We start from the raw sequence: 22468 nt of genomic DNA, 5'->3' as shown, positions 1-22468 counted from the left end.
ATGATTAATGAATTTGATAAAAAGTCCTCTAACATTATAACTAGTAACTATTCCTGGAATAAAATTGTTAAAGACTATGAGTTACGTTTTTCTAATGAATTATAAAAGTCCTAATTAAGTTAGGGCAATTGATTTTAATAGGAGGGTTACTTAATTTATGAAAGGGATTATTTTAGCTGGTGGTAGTGGGACGCGATTGTATCCCTTAACCATGGTAACTAGTAAGCAATTGCTCCCCATTTATGATAAACCAATGATTTATTACCCCTTGTCTACATTAATGTTAGCAGGTATTAAAGATATTTTAATCATTTCAACTCCTGATGATCTCTCTCGTTTTAAAAGTCTTTTGGGAAATGGAAAACAATTCGGTATTAGCTTAACTTATATAGTACAACCGTCTCCTGACGGATTAGCACAAGCGTTTATTCTAGGTGAAGAATTTATTGGAAGTGAATCGGTTGCGATGGTGCTCGGTGATAATATCTATTATGGGAGCGGAATGCGTACTATTCTCCAGAAGGCAGCACAAAAAGAAGAAGGTGCAACTGTCTTTGGTTATCACGTTACTGATCCAGAGCGTTTTGGTGTTGTTGAATTTGACAGTAATGGAACTGTAGTTAGTGTCGAAGAAAAACCAGAAAAACCTAAATCAAATTACGCAATCACTGGACTTTATTTTTACGATAATCGCGTTGTAGAAATTGCGAAAAGTATAAAGCCCTCTGCTAGAGGTGAACTGGAGATTACATCTATCAACGAAGCGTACTTGAAAAATGGTGAATTAAGTGTCGAATTGTTAGGGCGTGGATTCACATGGCTAGATACGGGAACTCATCAAAGCTTAGTAGAGGCGACTAACTTTGTAAAAACTGTTGAAGATCATCAAGGAGTAAAAATCGCAGCGCTTGAGGAAATTGCTTATCTCAATGGTTGGATTGATAAAGAGGCTTTAAGGTCTTCAGGAGAAGCACTTCAAAAAACAGGATACGGACAGTATTTACTTAAAGTTGCAGCTGGAAAAATTCGTTACTAAAAGAGGAGTATAAATGAAAATCACAGATACATTACTAGATGGCGTCAAAGTTATTGAACCTCGAGTATTTGGAGATCATCGGGGCTGGTTTACCGAAACTTTCAATCAGTCTGTTCTAATAGAAAATGGAATTGATATCGAATTTATTCAAGACAACCATTCTTATTCTGCAGAACAAGGTACTCTTCGTGGTCTACACTATCAACTCAGCCCAAAAGCGCAGACAAAATTAGTACGTTGCACACAAGGGGCGATCTTTGATGTTGCTGTGGATATTCGTCAAGGTAGTCCTACACAAGGACAATGGTTTGGTGTAGAGTTATCAGCTGAAAATAAAAAGCAACTCCTTGTCCCCAAAGGGTTTGCGCATGGATTCTTAACGCTCACTCCAGGTGTTGAAGTCCAATACAAAGTAGATGAACTCTATTCACCTGAACATGATCGAAGCATACAATGGAATGATTCAACTCTTGACATTGATTGGCCAATCAACTCTAATCCGATTTTGTCAGACAAAGATCAAAATGCGCCTTCGTTTGTGGATGCTGAAAACAATTTTGTATTGGTGCGTACTATATGAAAGTTTTAGTCACAGGCTACAATGGACAATTAGGATTCGATGTTGTTAAAGAAGGACAAAAGCGAAACTTAGACATGATTGGTATTGGGTTTGAGGATTTAGATATTACTAAAAAAGATGATGTCATCGCCTTCGTCAAAAATGTAAAACCAGACGCTATTATTCATTGTGCTGCATACACTGCAGTTGATAAAGCGGAAGAACAAAAGGAATTGGCTTGGGATGTCAACGTTAACGGGACGCGTTATTTAGCTGAATTGGCTGCTGAAATCGGTTCTAAGTTTATGTATATCAGTACGGATTACGTATATAACGGGGAAGGTGACACACCCTTCAAAGAAACGTCTCCCGTTGAACCGCAGAGTTATTATGGTTTGACAAAATTTGAAGGGGAGAAAGTCTGCCAACAACTTCTAAATGAGTTGTTCATTGTGCGTATCTCTTGGGTATTTGGAACGAATGGACATAACTTCATTAATACGATGTTACGTCTAAGCGAATCTAGAGATGAATTAAGTGTGGTAGACGATCAAATTGGATCTCCTACTTATACGTATGACTTGGCAAGATTATTAGTCGACATGATAATTACTGATAAATATGGAGTCTATCAAGCAACAAATGAAGGATATTGCAGTTGGGCAGAGTTCGCTTTAGAGATTTTTGCACAAGCTAATCGAGATGTTAAAGTAAATAAAATTACATCTGAAGAATATCCAACTCCTGCTGCGAGACCTAAAAATTCGCGTATGTCTAAACAGAAGTTGATTGAAATGGGATTTGAACCCCTCCCACATTGGAAAGAAGCGTTATCACACTATTTAAAAGAATTGGATCAAGAGGTGAACATTTAAATGAATAAAGAAAAAGTACTTGTAACAGGTGGAGCAGGGTTTATTGGCGGTAATTTTGTACAACACATGGTTTCCAAATATCCTGAATATCAAATTTTTAATCTGGATTTGCTTACTTATGCTGGCGACTTGGTTAAGCATAAAGAAATCGAGAACGCAGATAACTACACGTTCGTGAAGATTGATATCGCTGATCGAGAGGCTGTTATGAGTTTGTTCAAAGCTGAAAAATTTGATTATGTAGTGCATTTTGCTGCTGAGAGTCATGTGGATCGTTCGATTACACATCCTGAGATTTTTGTGAAAACGAATGTCATGGGTACGCAAGTATTGCTTGATGCAGCCAAGGCCAATGGCATTAAGAAGTTTGTTCATGTTTCGACTGATGAAGTGTACGGGGAACTTGATTTTGATCCGACTACATTCTTTACTGAAGAGACGCCTCTTCAACCGAACAGTCCTTACAGTGCGAGTAAGGCGTCAAGTGACTTTCTGGTTCGAGCGTATCATGAAACGTTTGGACTTCCGGTCAATATCACACGTTGTTCAAATAACTACGGACCTTATCATTTTCCCGAGAAATTAATCCCTTTGACTATTTCCCGGGTACTAAATGAACAAAAAGTGCCTGTTTATGGTGATGGCAAAAACATTCGGGACTGGTTACATGTCAAAGATCATTGTTTAGCCATTGATTTAGTTATGCATGAGGGAATCAACGGAGAGGTATACAATGTTGGTGGCCATAACGAGAAGACAAACTTGGAAGTTGTTCAAACTATCATTAAAGAGTTAGGTAAATCAGAAGAACTCATTGAGTTTGTTACAGATCGCTTAGGTCATGACAAACGATATGCGATTGACCCAACTAAGCTCCAAGCATTAGGATGGAAGCCTACTTACAACTTTGATACTGGAATTGCCCAAACGATTCAGTGGTATCTTGATAATAAAGAGTGGTGGGAACAAATTTTAAATGGAGAATACCGTAACTATTTCTCTGACCAATATTCAATTAAGTGAATAAAAAATATAATAAGTTAGGTGGAGATTCTAATTAAAGTATGTACGATCGGATTAGGATATATTGGACTCCCAACGTCTGCGGTCTTCGCCCAATACGGCGTCGACGTCGTCGGTGTGGACATTCATCAGTCAGTTGTCGATAAATTGAACCGTGGCGAAATCCACATCGAAGAGCCAGGCCTCGGAGACGTCGTCAAAGACGTCGTCGCGAAAGGCAAGTTCCACGCCTCGCTCGAGCCGGAGAAAGCGGACGCGTTCATCATCGCCGTCCCGACACCGAACAACGATGACGAGCATAAGTCATGCGACCTCACATACGTACTCGAAGCGACGAAACGCGTCCTTCCATACGTCGAGAAGGGCAACGTCATCATCGTCGAGTCGACAATCGAGCCACGTACGATGGACGACCATGTCAAGCCGCTCGTGGAAGCAGCAGGCTTCGTCGTCGGTGAGGACATCTTCCTCGTCCACTGCCCAGAGCGTGTCCTCCCAGGACAAATCCTTCATGAGCTCGTGCACAACAACCGCATCGTCGGTGGCATCACGCCCGCTTGTGCAGACGCCGGTGCAAACGTATACGGCACGTTCGTAAAAGGGGAAATCATCAAGACGGACGCGAAGACGGCTGAAATGTCGAAACTCATGGAGAACACGTTCCGCGATGTGAACATCGCCCTCGCGAACGAACTCGCAAAAGTGTGTAACGCTCTCGACATCAACGTCCTTGACGTCATCGAGATGGCGAACAAGCACCCGCGCGTCAACCTTCACAGCCCAGGCCCTGGTGTCGGTGGACATTGCTTGGCGGTCGACCCGTACTTCATCGTGGCGAAACAGCCTGAGCTTGCGAAAATCATCAAGCTCTCACGCGACACGAACGTCTCGATGCCGGCTTATGTCGTCGAGAACGTGCAGAAGCTCGTTTCAGACCAGCCCGAGGCAAAAATCGCCGCATTCGGCGTGACGTACAAAGGGAACGTCGACGACATGCGTGAAAGCCCGGCTGTCGAGATCATCGAATTGATGCTCGAGCAAGGCATGAACGTGGCCGTCCACGACCCACACGTCGAAGTCTCGTCATCGAAACACTTCGACCTCGTGTCGAAAGAAGAAGCGATCAAAGATGCGGACCTCGTCCTCGTCCTCGTTGACCACAACGAGTTCAAAGCGCTCGACTTCAGCGAGTTGAACGCGGCGATGAACCGTCCGATGATCTTTGACACACGTAACATCGTGAAGGCCGATGACAGCGACCTTGCGGTTGTGAATTTTGGTAATCTATATTCAATGTGCTCTGGATTGATTTCAGCAAGATAAAAGGCATCCCAGGGAATAATTAATTATCCCCTGGGATGCCTTTTGAAATTATGACTAACTACCTTTTGCATTTTTAACTTTTTGATAATAGATTAAAAAACAGTTATGAAGAAGTGAGTATACATGTCTAATAAGCTTCTATTTCTTATTCAGCCCTTCAATCAGCTGCCGTGTCCGCTCACGTGACACATGAAGATACCGCTCGGTCGTGCTAATCGACTTGTGTCCGAGGAGCTCGGCGACGCCGACGATGTCTTTTTTCTGTTCGTACAACGTCGTCGCGAAGCTATGACGCAACATGTGGCTCGTCAGATGCAGGCCGAACTGTTCGGCTGCGATTTCTTTCAGGTCTTTGTTCACGAAGCCCGGCTGGACGACGCGTCCTGTCGGCATCAAGAAGATTTTGTTCGAGTTCCCGGCCTTCGGACGCCGGACGTCGATGTAGCGCTTCAACTCTTTCGTGAGCCGCTGCGTCATCGGCACGACGCGCGTCTTGCCGCCTTTGCCTTTTATGACGCTGAGTAAGCGCTCTTCGAAGTTGATGTGATTGAGCTCCAAGTCCAAGATCTCGCTGATGCGTAGCCCGGCATCGCCCCCGACGAGGTAGATCGTATAGAGCGTATAGTTTTTGGCGTGATACAATACGACATCCAATTGGTCGCGGCTGATGATCGTCGGCGGTTCGGTGACGCCTTCCCGCGTGATGATTCGGCTGAACGGGTTCTGCTCCATCCAGCGCTGCTCGACGGCGAACGTGAACAGCCCACGGACACGCATGATATACGACCGGACTGTGTTGTCGGCTTTCCCGCTCAAGTGCTTCTTGTACGGGACCGCGTAGCCCATCTCGGTGATGTCCTGGATGTAGACGGCGCCCCGTTCGGTCGCATACTCGGCGAAGCTCCGTAGCGTGTTGCGTTTGCTTTTCAGCGTCGTCTCCGGGGACTCCTTCCGTTCTTTCAAGTCTTCTAAGTACAGGTCGATCGCATCGTTCAGTAACACACGTTTCATCACAATCACTCCTTCAAGGTTATTGCCGCTCGCAGTTCCCGTTGGACGTCGGCCTTATATGCCCGCAACCGGCTCGCGGAATATGGCAGCGTCTGTTCGGTCCCGTCAATCAAGTGGCAGAGGAGCTCGAAATGGCGTGGTGACAGCAACACCCGTTGTTCGTCGAGCCAGTCGAACAGATGGCGCTCGGACGTCATGCACTGTTCCGGGATACGCTCGGCCGCGACTTCGTGCTTCAAGTGTCGGGCGTTCTTCTGTTGGTGGTTGAGGATGGCGCCCCGTATCCGTTGGAAGCAATACGTCTTCGATAACGTACAGCCCCGGTTCAATGCCTCCCATAGCGCGATGCGCGCGATTTGGGCGCAGTCCTCTTGTTCGTTCGGATGGATGTGGAGATGCCGGATGACGTAATGGATCATCGGCTCCCATTCTACGATTTGGTCATCAAGCTGGTTCATGGATGGATTCTTTTCCGAGCGCTCTGTTGATTTTCCTAGGTTAATTCGAGTATAGTCATCGATATTCGTGGATTGGGTGTTGCTGTACGTACGCCTCTCGGCTCCATCTATCAATTGTAAGCCGATATCTCAAACAAGCCCCGGGCTTATGTGCGATAAGGGCGCTGTCCCATCTCGGATATCGATGAATATTCGAAGAGGCAAGGGGATGTGACCATGGGGGAGTGGCGAGATGTGGCTCTACTTGCGATCGGTATGATATCGAATGTCGGCATATGGTAAAATAAACACATCGAGAGACAACTGCTTCACGCTTCGGCTGGGACGGTTGTTCTTTTTTATGAGGAGGGCGACAGATGAAACGAGTGTTGATCACCGGCGCGAGCAGTTACGTCGGCAATGCGTTCAAACAGTGGATTGAGGCAAAATATGCGGACGACATTCAAGTCAATACGGTCGGGATGAAGAAAGGGGAATGGAAAGAGAAGTCGTTCGAGGGGTATGACGCGATCCTCCATGCGGCCGGGATTGCCCACGTCTCGACAGACAAGAGTATGGAGGACCTGTATTACGAAGTGAACACCGATTTGACGGCCGAGGTTGCGGTGAAGGCGAAGCAGGACGGGGTAAGCCAATTTCTATTCCTCAGCAGCATGATCGTCTACGGGGACGCCTCGAACGCGCAGATGATCACGACAGACACGGAACCGAAGCCGACGAACTTCTACGGCAACAGTAAGCTCCAGGCCGAGAAGAAGCTCGAGGCGCTCGCGGACGAATCGTTCCGCGTCGCGAACGTCCGTCCGCCGATGATTTACGGGAACGGCTCGAAAGGGAACTACATCAAACTCGCCGGGCTCGCGCGAAAGGTGCCAATCTTCCCGGACTATCCGAACCGCCGCAGCATGATCCACGTCGACAACCTGTCGGAGTTCTTGGCGCTCCTCATCCTCCATGAAGACCACGGCACGTTCCATCCGCAAAACGCCGACTACGTCTGTACGTCCGAGCTCGTCAAGACGATCGGCGCGGTCCACGGCAACCACGTCCGGACGACGGGGCTCTTCAACGGGGTCATCGGCACGCTCGTTGACAAGAACGTGACGATGAACAAGCTGTTCGGCGACTTCGCTTATGCGAAGGAGTTGTCGATGTATCCGCATGATTATCATGTGAGGGACTTTTTTGATAGTGTCGTTGCGACGGAACGACAAGAATAAGAGTAAGACACTACTTCAACGGGAATGAACAGATAAACTAGTCGAAGTAGGTGAGCGAGTGAAACAAGCAACGATTGAAAACGCAAACGGCATGCGCCTGTCGGCCATCGATTATGGCTGCGCCATGACCGAGTTGACGGCGCCGGACCGGGACGGGAACTATGAGTCCGTCATCTTGAAGTACGGTGACCCGGAACAATACTTAGAGAACCCGATTTACGTCGGGGCGGTCGTCGGGCGCATCGCCGGCCGGATCCGCAACGCCGAGATCGATGGGGTGGCCTTGACCCCGAGCGAGGCCCCGCACCACATCCACGGCGGCGAGGAAGGCATCACGGCCCGGCACTGGGACATGGACGTCGACGGACAAGCGATCGTCTTCACGTACCTCAGTCCGGACGGGGAGGAAGGGTACCCTGGAAATGTTCGCTTCAAAGTCATGTATGAACTGACGGACGACGATGCGCTCGTCGTCACGATGACGGCCGACACGGACGAACGGACGTGGGTCAACTTGAACCACCACAACTATTTCAACCTCGGCGGACGGCCGACGGTGCACGACCACGTGCTGACGCTGCCGTCCGATCACGTGGCACGGCTCGATGACGAGTCGCTACCGACGGGGGAGTTGCTTGACGTGTCGGATACGCCGTTCGACTTCCGTGACGGGAGACCGGTCGGTGCGGCGATTACGTCCGAGGACGAGGCGATCGTGAAGGCGGGTGGACTGGATCATCCGTTTCTCTTGAAGGAAGGGACGACCCGTTTGCACGACCCGGTGAGTGGACGCATCATGGACGTCGAGACGAACCAGCCGGTCATGGTCGTCTATACGGCGAACTTCTTAAGTGAAGAGACGCCGGTGACGCTCGAAGGACGGCAAAAGCATAGCGCGATTTGCCTGGAGGCCCAAGCGTTCCCGGACGCGCCGAACCATCCGGATGTGGCGACGTCGATTGAGCTGAATCCGGGGGAGTTGTATTACTCGAGGACGGTTTATCGGTTTGGGGTGGAATGAAACAAAAGACCATCGGACTTGTCATGGACAAGTTCGATGGTCTTTTTCCTATGCACTTAGTCGTGAAACTTTTGAGAAACGACAACGTGACCATGGAAAGTGGGTGAGAAGAAAGTTGCTCTTGCTAGGACGGATTCATTATGAATGGGGCTGGCGATTTATTCTCTTATAAGCGTTAGCCCATTGAATATTGTGGTTTCAGATGCTACGTGTATTGAGAAGGTATAGAAGGACATAATCGATAGAAGCGGAGGTTGGAGGGCGTAGAAAATGTTCATAAAATTCAATAACATGTCATATATTGTCGAACGGTAATCGGTGATTCTAAAAAATGTATTCCCTTCATTACGAAAGAATCATCCGCTATTTGAAATGGGATTGATACACTAAAATCATAGATTTAATCAATAAATCGGGCACAGTTCCGTAAGTTTTTAAGGAGGGGTCATCTTGAGTCACTCGTTCCGCACAGATGAAGAAATGCTATTCCAATACTTTAGAGAGCGATTTGACATTTGCTATGAACAGCATGAATTAGATATCAAAGAATACGAAAAGACGATTTTCGATTTGCATGCAAAATCAGAGCAAGAAAAGAATAGTATGTTTGACGATTTAATTGGAGAGTATGGACAAGTTGTCTCACGTACCATTATTCAAACATTTGGCTTGGCTCCGTTCTTTCATCAAAACCAAGATGGTGGTGATGTGACAACAAAACATAACGCAAGACAAGGTATTTACGCGCGAGAGGAAGATAAATTTGAAAGATCAAAATATGGTTACGATTCCTCAAAAAAAATTGTCCTTCACCAAAATGAAAAAAGAAAAGGAAAGCAAGTCGATTCGTACACGGGTAAATCAATAGACCGCGCCAACGTGGATCATGTTGTTCCATTAAATTCGTTCCATAAAAATGGTGGATTTCTATTGGATGACAATCGTAAAAAAGCTTTTTCAAGTGATACTAGAAATTTAGTGGTAACAGATGAAACATTAAATAAGTCGAAAGGAGATTTGCGACTCGATGATTTCAGAAATCATCGAGTCGGTGGACAAGAAGATACAAACGATGTCCGGTTCGCCATTGATGAGAAACGAGCGCGACAAATCGCTGACCAAGCAAACGTAGCTTACGACGATCATCAAATCTCTAGAATTGAAACGATGAAAGGATATACCTCTCGAAGTTTGCAAGCGGGCGTTGAAGACGGACTCCGGCTCGGAGCTCGAGAAGCGATTGGTATGGTTCTCCACACGCTCATAAGTGAACTGTTTAAAGAGATGAAGCAGTATGCTAAACAGTTGAAAACGTATCGTTCTGATGGAATAATGCTGACTGAACTGAACAAAATGGCTGAACGTGTGATTAAGAATACACAAAAACAACTAAGTGGTCTATTAAGAGCGGCTACAAAGATTTTTGGGGAAGGTATCTTGAGTGGCTTCATGAGTTCCATATTGACAACAGTCATCAATACATTTATTACAACGAAAAAACGAGTTGTACGCATCATTCGTGAAGGATTCTTGTCAATCGTCCGGGCGTTTCGAGTACTATTCACGAATCCACAGAACTTATCCCAATCGATGCTTTATCGTGAAGTGACAAAATTATTGATTACGGGGCTTGTTGTAGCAGGTGGAATAGCGTTTGAAGAAGTTTTTGAAAATATGTTGAGGGGACTTGCTCTACCATTTCTACCATTAATTTCGTCCACAATGGTAGGAGTTTTGACAGGGATTGCATTAGCCACCATTATGTATATGATTGATCAGGTATGGTCTATGCTCCCTTCTACTTCGGAATTGATGGCCAATTCTGCTGAATTAATTCATAATCGGATGCGGCTTCAGACTGAATTCGATTCGATCGCAATGGATTTATCAGTAAGTCAAACAGATGATATTTTAAGTAGAATGACTCGGACGAATCTAGCAATTGAAAGTACAATAGATTTTTTTGAGGAGTGAGTCGAAATGCCATTTTTCTTATTAGGTGCTGGAGCATTGTTGGCTGGTGCGTCTTTTGGAATAGGACGATTTTCTAGACAAGGGGAAGTTGATGAATTAAAGCAAATAATCATGAAATTGGAGAAGGAACTTAAGATACATCAAGAAATGATTGCTCGTCAGAACAACGTCATCAAAGAATTAAAAGTTGAAAATCAAAGTTTAAATGCAATCTTTTTTATGAAACGTGCCGCGTTATCGAAACGAACGCGAGGTATTATTATTTTTCAGTACGCTTTGAAGGAGTATTTACAACTCGTCCGATTACACGTTGACGGAATGATTAAAACAAATTCACCACAAGAGCTAATGTACAATATTTTGAACCGATTGTTTCATGGCAAAGATGTTAGTCTCGAAGAAAAGGGTCTGGTAAAGGTCTATATCCAAGAAAAGTATCCATATGAAATAAAACGAATGATTGCAATTGAAGAAAATGATTTATATGTAGCGTTAGGAGGTTGAACAATTGAGTAGAATGTTTGGATTTTTCATTGGGTTCTTCTTAGAATTTTTTAAAATGGCATTTGGATCCGCAATCATCCTTGGAATCGTAGGATATTTTTATTTCAAGGCCTTGTATGTGCTAGTGCCACTATTTGTGCTCGTGGCTCTTATCGAAGGAGCGAAGAAAGGAGTAGAGGTTAGCCAAGTTCACGCAGAGAGACATCGGATTCGCCAACTGCGAAAAGAATTTAAGACGGAAGAGCTATATGAATTTGATAAATCGTGGCAATCCTTACAGCAAAATCGGAAAGCTTGACTGGAGTAAAAACAACTAAGGAGGACCCGATGAAAACATATTGGCAAATCGCAGCAGGGAATGGAGAGGTCAATTTAGAAGAGTTATTTTTAAAGTTAAATGTTGCGCTGATTGGTCCTGCCCGTTTGGGTGAATATTTTGAGAATACGACCAGTTGCTTGACGGACACCTCATTAAAAAGTTTGCATCTGAAGTTCAAATAGGTGATGTTCTTGTTTTGAAACGCCTTGTTAATCTACATACACAACAATGGGAGATCAAAGCGGTGGGGGGAGGTCACGGGACCATATCGCTATGAAGCTATTTTTAGTCAAGTTACTACTCATAGCTGGGATATTCAACACTGCCGACGGGTAAATTGGACCATTGCGTCACCAAGTCTATTTGTCACCAGCGGTGGTGCGCCAACCCGTCTTCAACGGCTGAGTGATACGAACCCGTTGCGTCATGCTGCGGAGAAACTCTTAAGCTGAATTGTCTGAGGAAGCCAGCTTTCCACTTAAGGGAAAGCTGGCTTTTTTTGTCGAATGATTAGAGCAGCTGGCAAAAGCATAACGCCATCGTCCTCGAAGAGCAGGCACGGGACCATCTTGACGTGACGACATCGATTGAACTGAACCCGGGAGAGTTGTATCACTCGAGGACGGTTTATACGTTTCGTGCAGAATAAACAGAAAACCATCGCACTTGTCTGAGACAAGTGCGATGGTCTTTTTTAGGCGTTGATAGCATACAGTTCATCCAACATGTCGGTCACGGTTGCGCTGAACGAGCGGAAAGTAGGGTCTTCGATGAGTGTCATCATCGCGTCTTTGACGACGGTGGCGTTCGTCCAATCTGACACGTCGATTGTCTCGGTGTAGATGCGGGTAAACTTTTTCTCTTCTTGTTTCCCTGATTTTAAGAACGAGATGCCTTTTACTTCGAGTGCCTCCAAAAGTTCGAGTCGCTCCTTATAATTGATTGGCCCGACCTCGACGTAAAGCTTGAGTCGTTTACTGCCTTTGCGCTCGAACCAGACGATGAGGCCGTAGTTGAGCCAGTAGCGTTTCAAACGATGCATCTTCTGTAACGACGGCAACCAGTCATCCATCACGAAGTGCGGGACGCGTGTATGGGCGGAATAGGTCGTGATGTTCTGTTCGCTCACGAACTCGCGAAACGCTTGACGGAGGATGTTGCACCCAATCTTGAAGAGATAGTCAATCGTTTGGCGCTTCCGATGGTAGATGAGCCTTAGATGCTGTTTCGTCGTTTCGTCGAACGTGGCGAGTAGCTTGACCGCTTGACGCAATTCCACTTGCTTTTGTTTCGCCGGGTTGGCGTTCGCGTACAAAAGATGGATGGCCAACGTATAGTCTTGATAAAGTTGCAACGCCGTCTCCGTCGTCGCTTCGTCATCGACGAGTCGTTCTTCGAGGAGCGCGACATAGTAGGACAGGAAGTCGTGAATCGTGTCGGCCATCGTTGTATGGTTCAGTTCAAGCTCGTGCTTGATGATGCGTAAGATTTCGTCATACGTCAACATCCAATACGCGTCATGGGAAGGTGCGTCCCCGGATAAAGTCAAAAAGACGGGAAGAATGTCTCGATGCGGATAGTGTTCGGTCACGCTTGTTACATACCGATCGAGTTGGCCTGACGACTCAATGGCGTGCACCTTGTTTTCGATGAATACGATTACGTTCAACGTCGGGATCTCGATGAGCAAATCGATTGCACCTACGCCTCGCTTCGACCACTCTCGATGGACGACAACGTCAGACAAAGGGGTATGGGCGAACGCTAAATAATCGAACGCATCGATTTTGTTTTCATTGTCTGCTTTCATGATGAGATGCATGAGCACCTTCCGTAGAAACACGCTATTGAGGCGATGGTTCTCGTTCGGGTCGAACAACCAGGCGAGCACGTTCGAATGACGAATCTCATAATTGGCGACGCGAAGCACTTTGAACGGGTTGAACGCATTGAACTGTTGGTCGAGTTTATTGAATTCAGGTGTGTTTTCAAGTTGTAAGATGTTCTCTAGTGAGTAGGTCATGGCGGACTCCTTCATTAATCTGTACGGCTAAGTTTCTTCCATTCTTGCTCGAGATGGGCGTCGACCGCTCCCCAATCGTACACGTCTTTCCCGAGCACATGCTTCAGCTCTTGCGTCGCGGCGTATGCGAAGCGACTCCAGGCGACGTAGTTCACGCGCGTCGCAAACAAAATCGGGACGTTTCCGCTCCGGATGTAGGCATCGATCCCGTCGGTCAGACAGAGGGCACCGTGGCCGACGAGTAACATCTTCCGGAGTGTCGGCTTGTTGCCGACCGGTATCGAGTGAAGCCAGCCGTTCTTATGATAAAGCAGGCTCTTCAATCCCCAGAGCAGACGGATGACGAGTTCGTTGAAGACGACCGGCACCGCCATCGCCACACCGTGACGCGCATCATAGCTGCTCTCGAACACTTTCGTCGAGAAGTCGGCGAACGAGAGCGTCCCCCCGTCGTGGGAGATGTGCCCGAAGTCAGCGAATTGAAACAACTCAAAGAACGGGAGCGGGATACCGGCGCCGCGCCGCCCGTCGTCGTGCCCGCGCACACCGCTCGACCCCGATACGTCGGACAAGAGATGCCCGAGCCAGTTCGCGAAACCGGCGAATAGTTTGGCCAGTAGATTCTCACCTTGGAGCCGTGGCGTACCGTCCTGTTTCGGTTCGAGACGAAGCAGCCGACCGTCCGAGACGAAGCTTGCCTTGCCCGTGAACTGATCCAAGATGGAAAAGAACAGACCGACGATGTCCGGTGCGTGGGCGAGCGATTTCAAATGGTGGTCCGCCGGACGCATGTTGAGTGTCGCGTCCCCCATGTTCAAATCTTTCGCATACCGCGCGTCATAGTTCACTTTAAAGCGACGCTCTAAATAACCGATGGCACTCGCAATCGAATCCGGTTGTTTGCGGAGGCGGCCACCGTTCTGTTTGTCTTGTTTCCAGACGAGGTTCGCGAACTGGATGACGACGTTGTCGACTTTCTCATCTGACCAACGCCGGAGTTTGCTGTCCTTCGGTGAACCGACAAAGAAACTGTCGATGAGACCAGCGACAAGGCCGCTGAAGGACGCAATCATGTAATCGTAGCAGTCACATTCCGCCTCCTTCAGCAAGAAGTCCGCTTTGAACGCGGTCGCCAAGTCGTGCCGTTGTCGTGCCGTCAACAAGTGGGCGAACGGGTCGTCTCGTCCGGTCACGTCATGGCGTGCCGCATACGTGTCGAGGTTGTCCAAATAGCTTTCCCACGAGACGTCCGCGACTTGAATCGGCTGGATTTCCTCAAACGTTGGGACGGCGAGTGGCGCGAGCGGGGTGACCACCGTTTGCGTCGCCTGTCCGTCCATGAGCCGCATCATGTCTTCGAACAACTGGTCGAGCACTTCCGATTGCGCGTCTTGCGCTTCTTCAAGTTGGCTCAAATGCGTCTGGACATCACCTAGACGTTGTTCGGCTTTCGTGGCTTGGTGTTGTTGGGTGAGCAACGCCTTCGCCTTGTCGGTCAGCTGTTGTTCGGTCCGTTTCATTTGTCACCGAATACGTTCTTGACGAGGCGCTTCGCCCCACCCGTGACTTCGGCGAGCCCGCCTCCCGATACGTCGAAGTAGCCGATTGCTTGGAGTGATTCGTTCAACTGCTCCAATTCTTCGAGCGTGAGCGTATCCTTCAAGACGAGCGCTTCCTCGGAATCGAACGTCACATCATCGAGTTGGACAAGTTTCGGGGCGTAACACGTGTACACGTAATCACGAAGTTTTTGATGTGTCGGTTTTGACGTCAACTCGTCTAACCGAATCGTACTCAGTTTCGAAGGGAGTTGCGTGATGACCTGTTCTTTTTGAGAATGGACTTGTTTGCCGGCACTGAACTGGGCACTCGCATTGAGCATTTGTAGCATGTTCGATAACTGGTTGATTTTCTCCGAGTTGGCGTTACCATGCTGCACGGCAGCGACGAGTCGATTCGAGATTTCATTGATGTCTTCGAGCAGGTAGTTGAGGGTTTGTTGTGTGTTTCGGATGATGGCCTGGAGCATGTATTCACGTTGCTTGTTATTCTCGACGTCTTTCATGCCCGTGATTTTCTTCAATCCTTGATACGTCCCGACCCCGATGACGACGAGCACCCCGATACCCGTGAACATGCTCGAGAAGCCGAGCAGACCACCCATGCCGAGAGAGGCGAGACCAGACGTCAACCCGGCCGCACTCAATCCGACGACCGAACCGGACAAGTAGATAGCGGTGAGCGGGACACCGACCGCGGCTGCTTTCGCCGCCAAGTCTTTCATCGACTTGGCGATTTCCGAGTCGTTTTTCCGAAACGTCAAAATATCTTCGTCGCTTTGGATGGCGCTTGAGATCAGTTCGATTTCTTCTCGCGAAATCGACAGAACTTCTTTCAACTCTTCAAGAAACTTGTTCTCGAACCAAGCCGAGAGCGGGCGCTTCAGTTTGAACAGATAGAGTAAGTCTTTGAACAACGATTTCTCGACGATCGAGAAGTCGATGGTCGTCGACAAGTCGCGTAATTCATCAATCAACGCGATCGTCGGTGCATGTTCATTCGGATTGCTCAAATAGCCCCGAAGTTGCAAGCGATAGTCCGAACTGAGATGGATACGGGTAACGAGCGACATCAGTTCGCTATACTCTTCGGCATCAATCTGTTGATCATCGAAGAACGTGAAGTTTGCCAAGACTTTTAAGTAGGTGAGCTTATACGCCTCGGGCAAGTCGGCGAGCGGGGTGACCTGTGAGACGTTGATGAGCTCGTCTTCCTTGTCTTTCAAAGCGGAAATCCCGTTCAATAGCTCGACGACGCCTTCGACGTTATACGTCGCAAGCTTGTCAGACAGACTGTAATCGTATTTCTCTGTGTGCATGACGATATGAAGTTTTTCTTTTCGCTTATCGTTCTTGTATGTGACTTCACGGTCCAAATCGACGCGTTGCAAATCCTTGTAGTAGACGCAAATCGGCTTCTCGAGCAACGGTTTGAAATAGAAGCGGTCACCTAAAAACAGCATGCCTTCTTTACCGCTCTTAAAGAGCGTTGAATCGTATAAGACGACAACGTGTTCAGGAAGCGCGTCCTCCGCATAATTCTTAATGGCTCCGTTCAATTTTTTGTCGGGAACGTTCGGGGCGATATGTGTGCCGTCGCCGAGTAGTGTGTGGGCGTATTCTTTCAAATATGTATTAATGTTCATCATGCAACACCTTCCATATATTGTTTATAAAGTTATTATATACTTATAGAGGGTGCTGGGTAGGGAAAATATTCTAACTGGTAAAGAAGAATGCGAGGAGCGGCTATCGTGGAAATCATTATGTATATGTTGATTATGGGATTGAGCGGAGGAGTGGGTGTACTATTGTTCCGAACTGGGCGTGCGACAAGACTCGTTCAGCAGGCGTTGCGACGAGAACTGCGAACGATCGACGACGAATTGAAACGGGCGGAACATAACCCGGCCCGACAGTTTGACTTGCTCGATCCAATCTATCGAAAAGTCGTGTTCCAAGTCCACTCGAACGTGAAGATGAAACGAGCCGAATTGGAGCAACTTGTGAGCGATGAGTTGAATCGGTTAATCAAAAGTCGACGCTCGGCGGTCTGGTCTTCGATTGCGATGACAGGACGCAACGTGTTGGCGTTGATCATGTTGGGTGTGAGTGCGGTCGGCGGATATGCGACGTACCAAGAGGCAAAGATCATCGAGTGGCCGGGTTCGCGACATGTGGTAAGTTCGTCGGCCACGATACTTGATGAAACGTTCGAATTGCCGAGCCAAATCGCTTCACCTGAGGAACTCGGGATGGCACTCGCCTATCACATGAGCCGATTCGATGAGGCGTTCAGCATCCGTTACATCGGGAAAACGAGAGACTTTGAGGAGACGATGGAAGCCGCGTGGGACTGGCTCGAGGCGAATCACATCTACGTCTTCCGTTTGTCTCGGGGCGGGGAGAGTCAATATCGGGATCACGGGGGCTATGTCGACCTCGACATGAAGTTGGCGTACGACATGACGACAGATGAGGCCCATCAGATCGCGGCCCGCGTCGAGCGCATCGTGCAAGAGATGCCGATCGGGCTGAACGACTTTGAGAAAGTGAAATACGTGAACGATTTCGTCGTGTTGAACACGGCGTATAACTTGGAGAGCGCGGCGAGCCCGTACACGCCGTACTCGATATTGTTCAATGGGGAAGGCGTCTGTGAGGGGTATGCGCTGACGACGTTGCTTCTATTAGAAGCGGCCGGTGTCGAGACGCGATATATCTCAGGAGAAGTCGAGACCGGTCTTCACGCGTGGAACCTCGTCAAGCTTGACGGGGAATGGTATCACTTGGACACGACGTGGAACGATCCGGTGCCGAACCAGCCGGGGAAAGTCCGGTACGACTACTTCTTAGTGTCCGATGCGACATTGCGAGCGGACCATTCGTGGGAGGAAGGGAAGTATCCAGTGACGGCGATGGCGAACTATGAGTGAGGCAGGGGTGAAGCGATGTGGCTTCACTCTTTTTTGGTGCAATCATACACTCGTTTTTAAAAATAGGTCATCCTGTTTTTGAGAAACGTGCTATATTCTTAGTTGGGATTTATAGGATTAACATTCAAAAGTCTACATATATAGATGGGAAAGAGGAAAATTGATGAAGAAGTGGATGGCTCAACTTATTATTGTGATGTTTGTGATGAGTTCGTTTCAGCTGACAGGAAGTGCGATGGAGGATACGGAGGCACCGAAACTGATCAGTTACTCATTGACGAACCAAGAGTACACAATTGGCGATACAATCGAAGTGGCGATTCATTTAGAGGACGACAGTTCATATATCAAGTATGCACAACTTCACTTGAAAAAACCTCAGACAGGAGCATCCTACTATGTCCCATTGTCAGCTCAGAACAATGGTTTATATAAAGGCTATGTCACTGTCCAAGAAGGAATGGAGTCGGGTAAGTATGTGATTGACTTTATCTACGCCGAGGATGGTTATGGAAATAAAACGTTCAGGTATTTAGATGCAGAGGACAATCAATGGTTTGAAATCTATGGGACGACTCCCGACACGGAAGCACCGCAAGTGCTCAGTTACTCCTTGACGAACAAGGAGTACACGATTGGCGATACAATCGAAGTGGAGATTCATTTAGAGGATGACAGTTCATATATCAAGTATGCACAACTTCACTTGAAAAAACCTCAGACAGGAGCATCCTACTATGTCCCATTGTCAGCTCAGAACAATGGATTATATAAAGGCTATGTCACTGTCCAAGAAGGAATGGAGTCGGGTAAATATGTGATTGACTTCATCTACGCCGAGGATGGTTATGGAAATAAAACGTTCAGGTATTTAGATGCGGAGGACAATCAATGGTTTGAAATCCAGGGTACTCAGTCGGACACGGAAGCTCCGAAAATGATTAGCTACTCCTTGACGAACAAGGAATACACGATTGGCGATACAATCGAGGTACAGATTTATCTTGTAGATAACAGCTCCTATATCAAGTATGCCCAGTTGCACTTGAAAAAGCCTCGAACGATGGCTTCACAATACGTTAGTCTCTCATCATATGGTGATGGACTATACAAAGGATATATTACTGTCCAAGAAGGAATGGAGTCAGGTAAATATGTGATTGACTTTATCTATGCCGAGGATGGTTTTGGAAACAGGATGTTTAGGTATCTAGACACCAGTGACAATCAATGGTTCAATATCCGTTACCCCTCAACAGACACCGTAGTACCGACTTTCGATCGTCTTGAAGCGAATGATGTCGAACTCGACGAACATGACACGGCGTCCTTCACCGTCCACGCTACAGATGACTTGAAGCTGAAGTCGGCAGAGGCGGTGTTCGTGAACGGAGAGGAACGCGTCACGCTCTCAAGTTCGCACGTGACGCCTGAAGGTTTTCACTTCGACTTGAACCGCAGCGACTTCCCGGAAGGCGCAGGGAAATGGGCGTTACATACGCTTACGCTGACCGACTTGAATCAAAACACGACGACCGTGTCCGATGGGTTTGCCTTCACGGTGACGACGCTCCCGAAAATCGAACCGGTCAACGCCATCATCGTCAGCTCGGATGACTGGTGGAGCTACATGACCGTCGATCAAGACGTCTATATCATGCCGGGGGCCACGCTCACACTCGGGCAGAACACCATCTTGAACGGAAACGTCTATGTCGGCGGACGGCTTCGTCTGACGGGTGGTGTCCAAGCGAAGCGTGAGATCCGGGCGAGTAATTTCACTTTTGGCTACTACTATCCATATCAAGACGGGATGGTGACGATGTCAGGCTCGAACTCGATTTCTTCGATGATCGCGACGAACAATCTTTACGGCACGCTCCCGTTCCGTTTGAGCGAGACGCCGGTGTTTGAAACGAATGGAAAAGTGAACGTCTCCGGTTCATACGTACCGCTCGGGACACTTTTTGTGAACGGGGAGGTGATTCAAGCAAAAGCGAACGGCACGTTCCGACTCACCGTCCCGACACCGAGCGACAACATGCTTCGGTTCACGATGACCGACCAGTTCGGCAAGATCCATCGTTGGACGTACAAAGTCTACTCACCTGATTTGCCGGTCGTCACGACGAATAAAAACAGTGGCATCTACTTGCAAGGCGAGACGGTCGAACTGACGACGACGAAACAAGCCACCATCTATGTTTCGAAGAACGATGCGTCGCCACAACCTTACACTGAGGCCATGCCACTTAACGACAGTGTGACGCTCACGGCTTATTCGATCGATGAGGCCGAGCTCACATCGGAAAACGTGACCCGGCGGTATGAGGTGTTCCACGTCGAGGATGTGACGAACCGCGACACGTCGATTCAAGGGAAGGCAGAACCTGGAACCGAGTTGACTTTAACGCTCGGGTCGTTGCCGGTTCAAACGACGGCGAAACCAGACGGCACGTTCGTGTTTGACGGGCTCGAGCTGAGCGACGGCACGTTCACGATTCAGGCGAAGCGCGGGCTGTTCACAAGTGGCGAATATACGAAGCCGATTCGTGACGTCTTGCCGCCGGTCGTATCAGGCATCACCGATGGGTCATCCGTCGCGACGCCTGTGACGCTCTCATTCAACGAAGGAACGGCGACATTGAACGGGAAGCCGTTTGGCTCAGGCGAGACGATTGATCAAGATGGAACGTATATACTTGTCGTTCGAGATACGAGTGGTAATGAGACGACTCGTCAGTTCACAATCGATCAAACGGCTCCGATCATTACCGGGGTGACCGACCGAGCATTGCTCAATCAAGCGGTCACAGTGACATTCAATGAAGGGACGGCCACGTTAAACGGGAAGCCGTTCGCGGGCGGGTCTGTCAATGCGGAAGGGACGCACGTCATCCGTGTCGTCGACCTCGTCGGCAACGCCACGCTTGTCACATTCACGATCGATTTGACCGCACCTGGTATCGAAGGGATTGACCAGACGTTCTATCAAGACGGCGTGACGCCGGTGTTCACTGAAGGCGTCGCGAAGTTGAACGGGCAACCGTTCACTTCCGGGACACGGATCACGGCAGAAGGGGCGTACACGCTTCGTTTGAGGGATGCGGCCGGAAATGAGACGACACGTGAGTTCAATATCGACCGGACACCGGTGACGGTGAACGGGGTGGCAGACGGATTGACGAAAGACGTCGTGACTCCAATATTCATCGAAGGAACGGCGACGCTGAACGGGAAGCCGTACACGTCCGGGACACCGATTACAACAGACGGCGCCTACACGCTCGTCGTGACGGATCAGGCTGGAAACACGACGACGCATACGTTCACGATTGACCGGACGGCACCGCTCGTCACAGGTGTGACGAACGGGACGTTCAATCAAGACGTCACACCCGTGTTTGAAGAAACGGCGACGCTGAACGGACAAGCCTTCACAAGTGGCACGATCATCACGGAGGAAGGGACGTATGTGCTCGTCGTGACCGATCAGGCCGGGAACGTGACGGAGATTCGTTTCACGATCGACCGCACGAAGGTCGAAGTGAGCGGCGTCGAAGACGGGAAGACATTCGTTCGTGCCACACCACGATTCAGCGAAGGAAAAGCCACGTTGAACGGAGTCCCGTTCGCGTCTGGCCAAGCGGTCACAAAAGACGGGAGCTATACGTTGCGCGTCATCGATGAAGCTGGGAACGAGACGGTCGTCCGTTTCACGATTGATGCGACACCTCCTGTCTTGAGCGGTTTGACGAAAGGGAATACGCATTACCGGGAAGTCGCGCCTCTCTTCACGGAAGGGGTGGCGACACTGAACGGGCAACCATTTGTCTCGGGGACACGTATTTCCCGGGAAGGAGTGTACACGCTCCGTCTCGTCGACACGATTGGAAACGAGACGGTCGAGACGTTCACGATTGACCGGACGCGACCTGTCGTGACAGGTGTCACTGCGAACCAGTTGACGAATCAAAGCGTCACAATCCGTTTCAACGAAGGAACGGCGACGTTGAACGGCAAGGCGTTCCGTACGAACACACAAGTGAGCGCATCCGGTAAATACGCGCTTCGCGTGACGGATGCAGCCGGCAACTATAGTTCGATTTCCTTCACGATTGACAAGGTCGGACCGACGAAGCCGACCATTCTCAAGCTGACGAACAAGTCGACACGGGTGACCGGGAAGACGGAAGCGGGGGCGACCGTACTGATCACGTATGACGGACGGACGTACACGACGAAGGCGAGTTCGACCGGGGTCTATGCCTATAACGTGAAGACGACGAAACCAGGCGCGATCGTCTCTGTCCGCGCGCGCGATGCGGCCGGGAACGCATCGAGTTTGACCTCGGTGAAAGTGCTCAACACGTTCCCATCGTTCACGATCAATGCGGTCAAATCGACGCAAACGGTCGTGACCGGGAAAGGGAACCGGAACGCGACCGTTCAGGCGTTTGTCGGGACGAAAGCGATCAGCAAACCGGTGAAAGTCGATGCGAAAGGGAATTACCGATTGACGATCCCGAAACAAAAGACGGGGACCGTCCTCACGGTGAACATGACCCAAACGGGATACGAAGGAATGAAGAAGACGAGTAAAGTCGTCCGATGAGAAAAAGCAGCC

At 48.6% G+C, this 22468-nt stretch carries 18 protein-coding genes; 13 read left to right on the top strand and 5 right to left on the bottom strand.

The window, feature by feature from the left end; all coding sequences use genetic code 11:
• The first annotated feature begins 157 nt into the window (after positions 1 to 157).
• From rfbA to RT52_RS11195, 5 genes are read left to right on the top strand one after another with little or no spacing between them, the layout of a single operon-like run.
• Entirely contained in the window at positions 158 to 1036 is an 879-nt protein-coding gene (gene rfbA / locus RT52_RS11215; RefSeq protein ID WP_034814459.1) for a glucose-1-phosphate thymidylyltransferase RfbA, read from the top strand.
• 13 nt (positions 1037 to 1049) lie between these two features.
• Positions 1050 to 1616, top strand: coding sequence for a dTDP-4-dehydrorhamnose 3,5-epimerase (gene rfbC / locus RT52_RS11210; protein ID WP_034814458.1), 567 nt, complete (start codon positions 1050 to 1052; stop codon positions 1614 to 1616).
• Positions 1613 to 2470: a dTDP-4-dehydrorhamnose reductase gene (rfbD, locus tag RT52_RS11205; RefSeq protein ID WP_034814457.1), complete on the top strand. Its 858-nt coding sequence runs from the start codon at positions 1613 to 1615 to the stop codon at positions 2468 to 2470. The genes rfbC and rfbD overlap by 4 nt, the downstream gene beginning before the upstream one ends.
• Positions 2471 to 3493 carry a dTDP-glucose 4,6-dehydratase gene (gene rfbB, locus RT52_RS11200; RefSeq protein ID WP_034814456.1) on the top strand — a complete coding sequence of 341 codons (1023 nt, stop codon included), beginning with the start codon at positions 2471 to 2473 and terminating at the stop codon, positions 3491 to 3493.
• A gap of 33 nt (positions 3494 to 3526) precedes the next feature.
• Positions 3527 to 4816 carry a nucleotide sugar dehydrogenase gene (locus tag RT52_RS11195; protein WP_034814466.1) on the top strand — a complete coding sequence of 430 codons (1290 nt, stop codon included), beginning with the start codon at positions 3527 to 3529 and terminating at the stop codon, positions 4814 to 4816.
• A 138-nt stretch (positions 4817 to 4954) separates the two neighbouring features.
• Here the strand turns inward: RT52_RS11195 and RT52_RS11190 are convergent, their stop codons facing one another.
• Both RT52_RS11190 and RT52_RS11185 read right to left on the bottom strand, forming a co-directional pair.
• Positions 4955 to 5827, bottom strand: coding sequence for a tyrosine-type recombinase/integrase (locus RT52_RS11190; RefSeq protein WP_034814455.1), 873 nt, complete (start codon positions 5825 to 5827; stop codon positions 4955 to 4957).
• Between the two features lie 5 nt (positions 5828 to 5832).
• The gene (locus RT52_RS11185; protein ID WP_034814454.1) at positions 5833 to 6285 is read right to left on the bottom strand and encodes a sigma factor; all 453 of its coding nucleotides are present in this window, start codon (positions 6283 to 6285) and stop codon (positions 5833 to 5835) included.
• Between the two features lie 356 nt (positions 6286 to 6641).
• Between RT52_RS11185 and RT52_RS11180 the strand changes: the two genes are divergently transcribed.
• The 6 genes from RT52_RS11180 to RT52_RS16390 all read left to right on the top strand — a co-directional run bounded on the left by RT52_RS11180 (position 6642) and on the right by RT52_RS16390 (position 11505).
• Positions 6642 to 7505: an NAD-dependent epimerase/dehydratase family protein gene (locus RT52_RS11180; RefSeq protein ID WP_034814453.1), complete on the top strand. Its 864-nt coding sequence runs from the start codon at positions 6642 to 6644 to the stop codon at positions 7503 to 7505.
• Between the two features lie 58 nt (positions 7506 to 7563).
• Complete coding sequence (locus RT52_RS11175) at positions 7564 to 8526, top strand: aldose epimerase family protein (protein WP_034814452.1); 963 nt, start codon at positions 7564 to 7566, stop codon at positions 8524 to 8526.
• Positions 8527 to 8976: 450 nt separating this feature from the next.
• Entirely contained in the window at positions 8977 to 10500 is a 1524-nt protein-coding gene (locus tag RT52_RS11170; RefSeq protein ID WP_034814451.1) for a hypothetical protein, read from the top strand.
• 6 nt (positions 10501 to 10506) lie between these two features.
• Positions 10507 to 11004, top strand: a complete 498-nt coding sequence (locus RT52_RS11165; protein WP_034814450.1) for a hypothetical protein — start codon at positions 10507 to 10509, stop codon at positions 11002 to 11004.
• Positions 11005 to 11008: 4 nt separating this feature from the next.
• Positions 11009 to 11302 (top strand): hypothetical protein, encoded by a 294-nt coding sequence (locus RT52_RS11160; RefSeq protein ID WP_034814449.1) that lies wholly within the window; start codon positions 11009 to 11011, stop codon positions 11300 to 11302.
• Between the two features lie 29 nt (positions 11303 to 11331).
• A complete protein-coding gene (locus RT52_RS16390; protein WP_156028752.1) occupies positions 11332 to 11505 on the top strand; it encodes a hypothetical protein in 174 nt (57 codons plus the stop codon).
• Between the two features lie 512 nt (positions 11506 to 12017).
• On the opposite strand, the gene RT52_RS11150 is transcribed toward RT52_RS16390, so the two are convergent.
• From RT52_RS11150 to RT52_RS11140, 3 genes are read right to left on the bottom strand one after another with little or no spacing between them, the layout of a single operon-like run.
• Positions 12018 to 13346, bottom strand: a complete 1329-nt coding sequence (locus RT52_RS11150; protein ID WP_051690227.1) for a PDDEXK-like family protein — start codon at positions 13344 to 13346, stop codon at positions 12018 to 12020.
• 14 nt (positions 13347 to 13360) lie between these two features.
• A complete protein-coding gene (locus tag RT52_RS11145) occupies positions 13361 to 14866 on the bottom strand; it encodes a hypothetical protein (RefSeq protein ID WP_034814448.1) in 1506 nt (501 codons plus the stop codon).
• Positions 14863 to 16554: a hypothetical protein gene (locus RT52_RS11140; protein WP_034814447.1), complete on the bottom strand. Its 1692-nt coding sequence runs from the start codon at positions 16552 to 16554 to the stop codon at positions 14863 to 14865. Before RT52_RS11140 ends, RT52_RS11145 begins: the two co-directional genes overlap by 4 nt.
• A gap of 105 nt (positions 16555 to 16659) precedes the next feature.
• Here RT52_RS11140 and RT52_RS11135 point away from each other — a divergent pair, with 105 nt between their 5' ends.
• Positions 16660 to 17841, top strand: a complete 1182-nt coding sequence (locus RT52_RS11135; protein WP_162174537.1) for a transglutaminase domain-containing protein — start codon at positions 16660 to 16662, stop codon at positions 17839 to 17841.
• A gap of 163 nt (positions 17842 to 18004) precedes the next feature.
• The gene (locus RT52_RS11130; protein WP_034817372.1) at positions 18005 to 22456 is read left to right on the top strand and encodes an Ig-like domain-containing protein; all 4452 of its coding nucleotides are present in this window, start codon (positions 18005 to 18007) and stop codon (positions 22454 to 22456) included.
• Positions 22457 to 22468 lie beyond the last annotated feature (12 nt).

It is taken from the genome of Exiguobacterium alkaliphilum 12/1, assembly GCF_000714435.1.
GTDB classification, from domain to species: domain Bacteria; phylum Bacillota; class Bacilli; order Exiguobacteriales; family Exiguobacteriaceae; genus Exiguobacterium; species Exiguobacterium alkaliphilum.
This window is presented reverse-complemented; position numbering and strand designations above follow the sequence as displayed.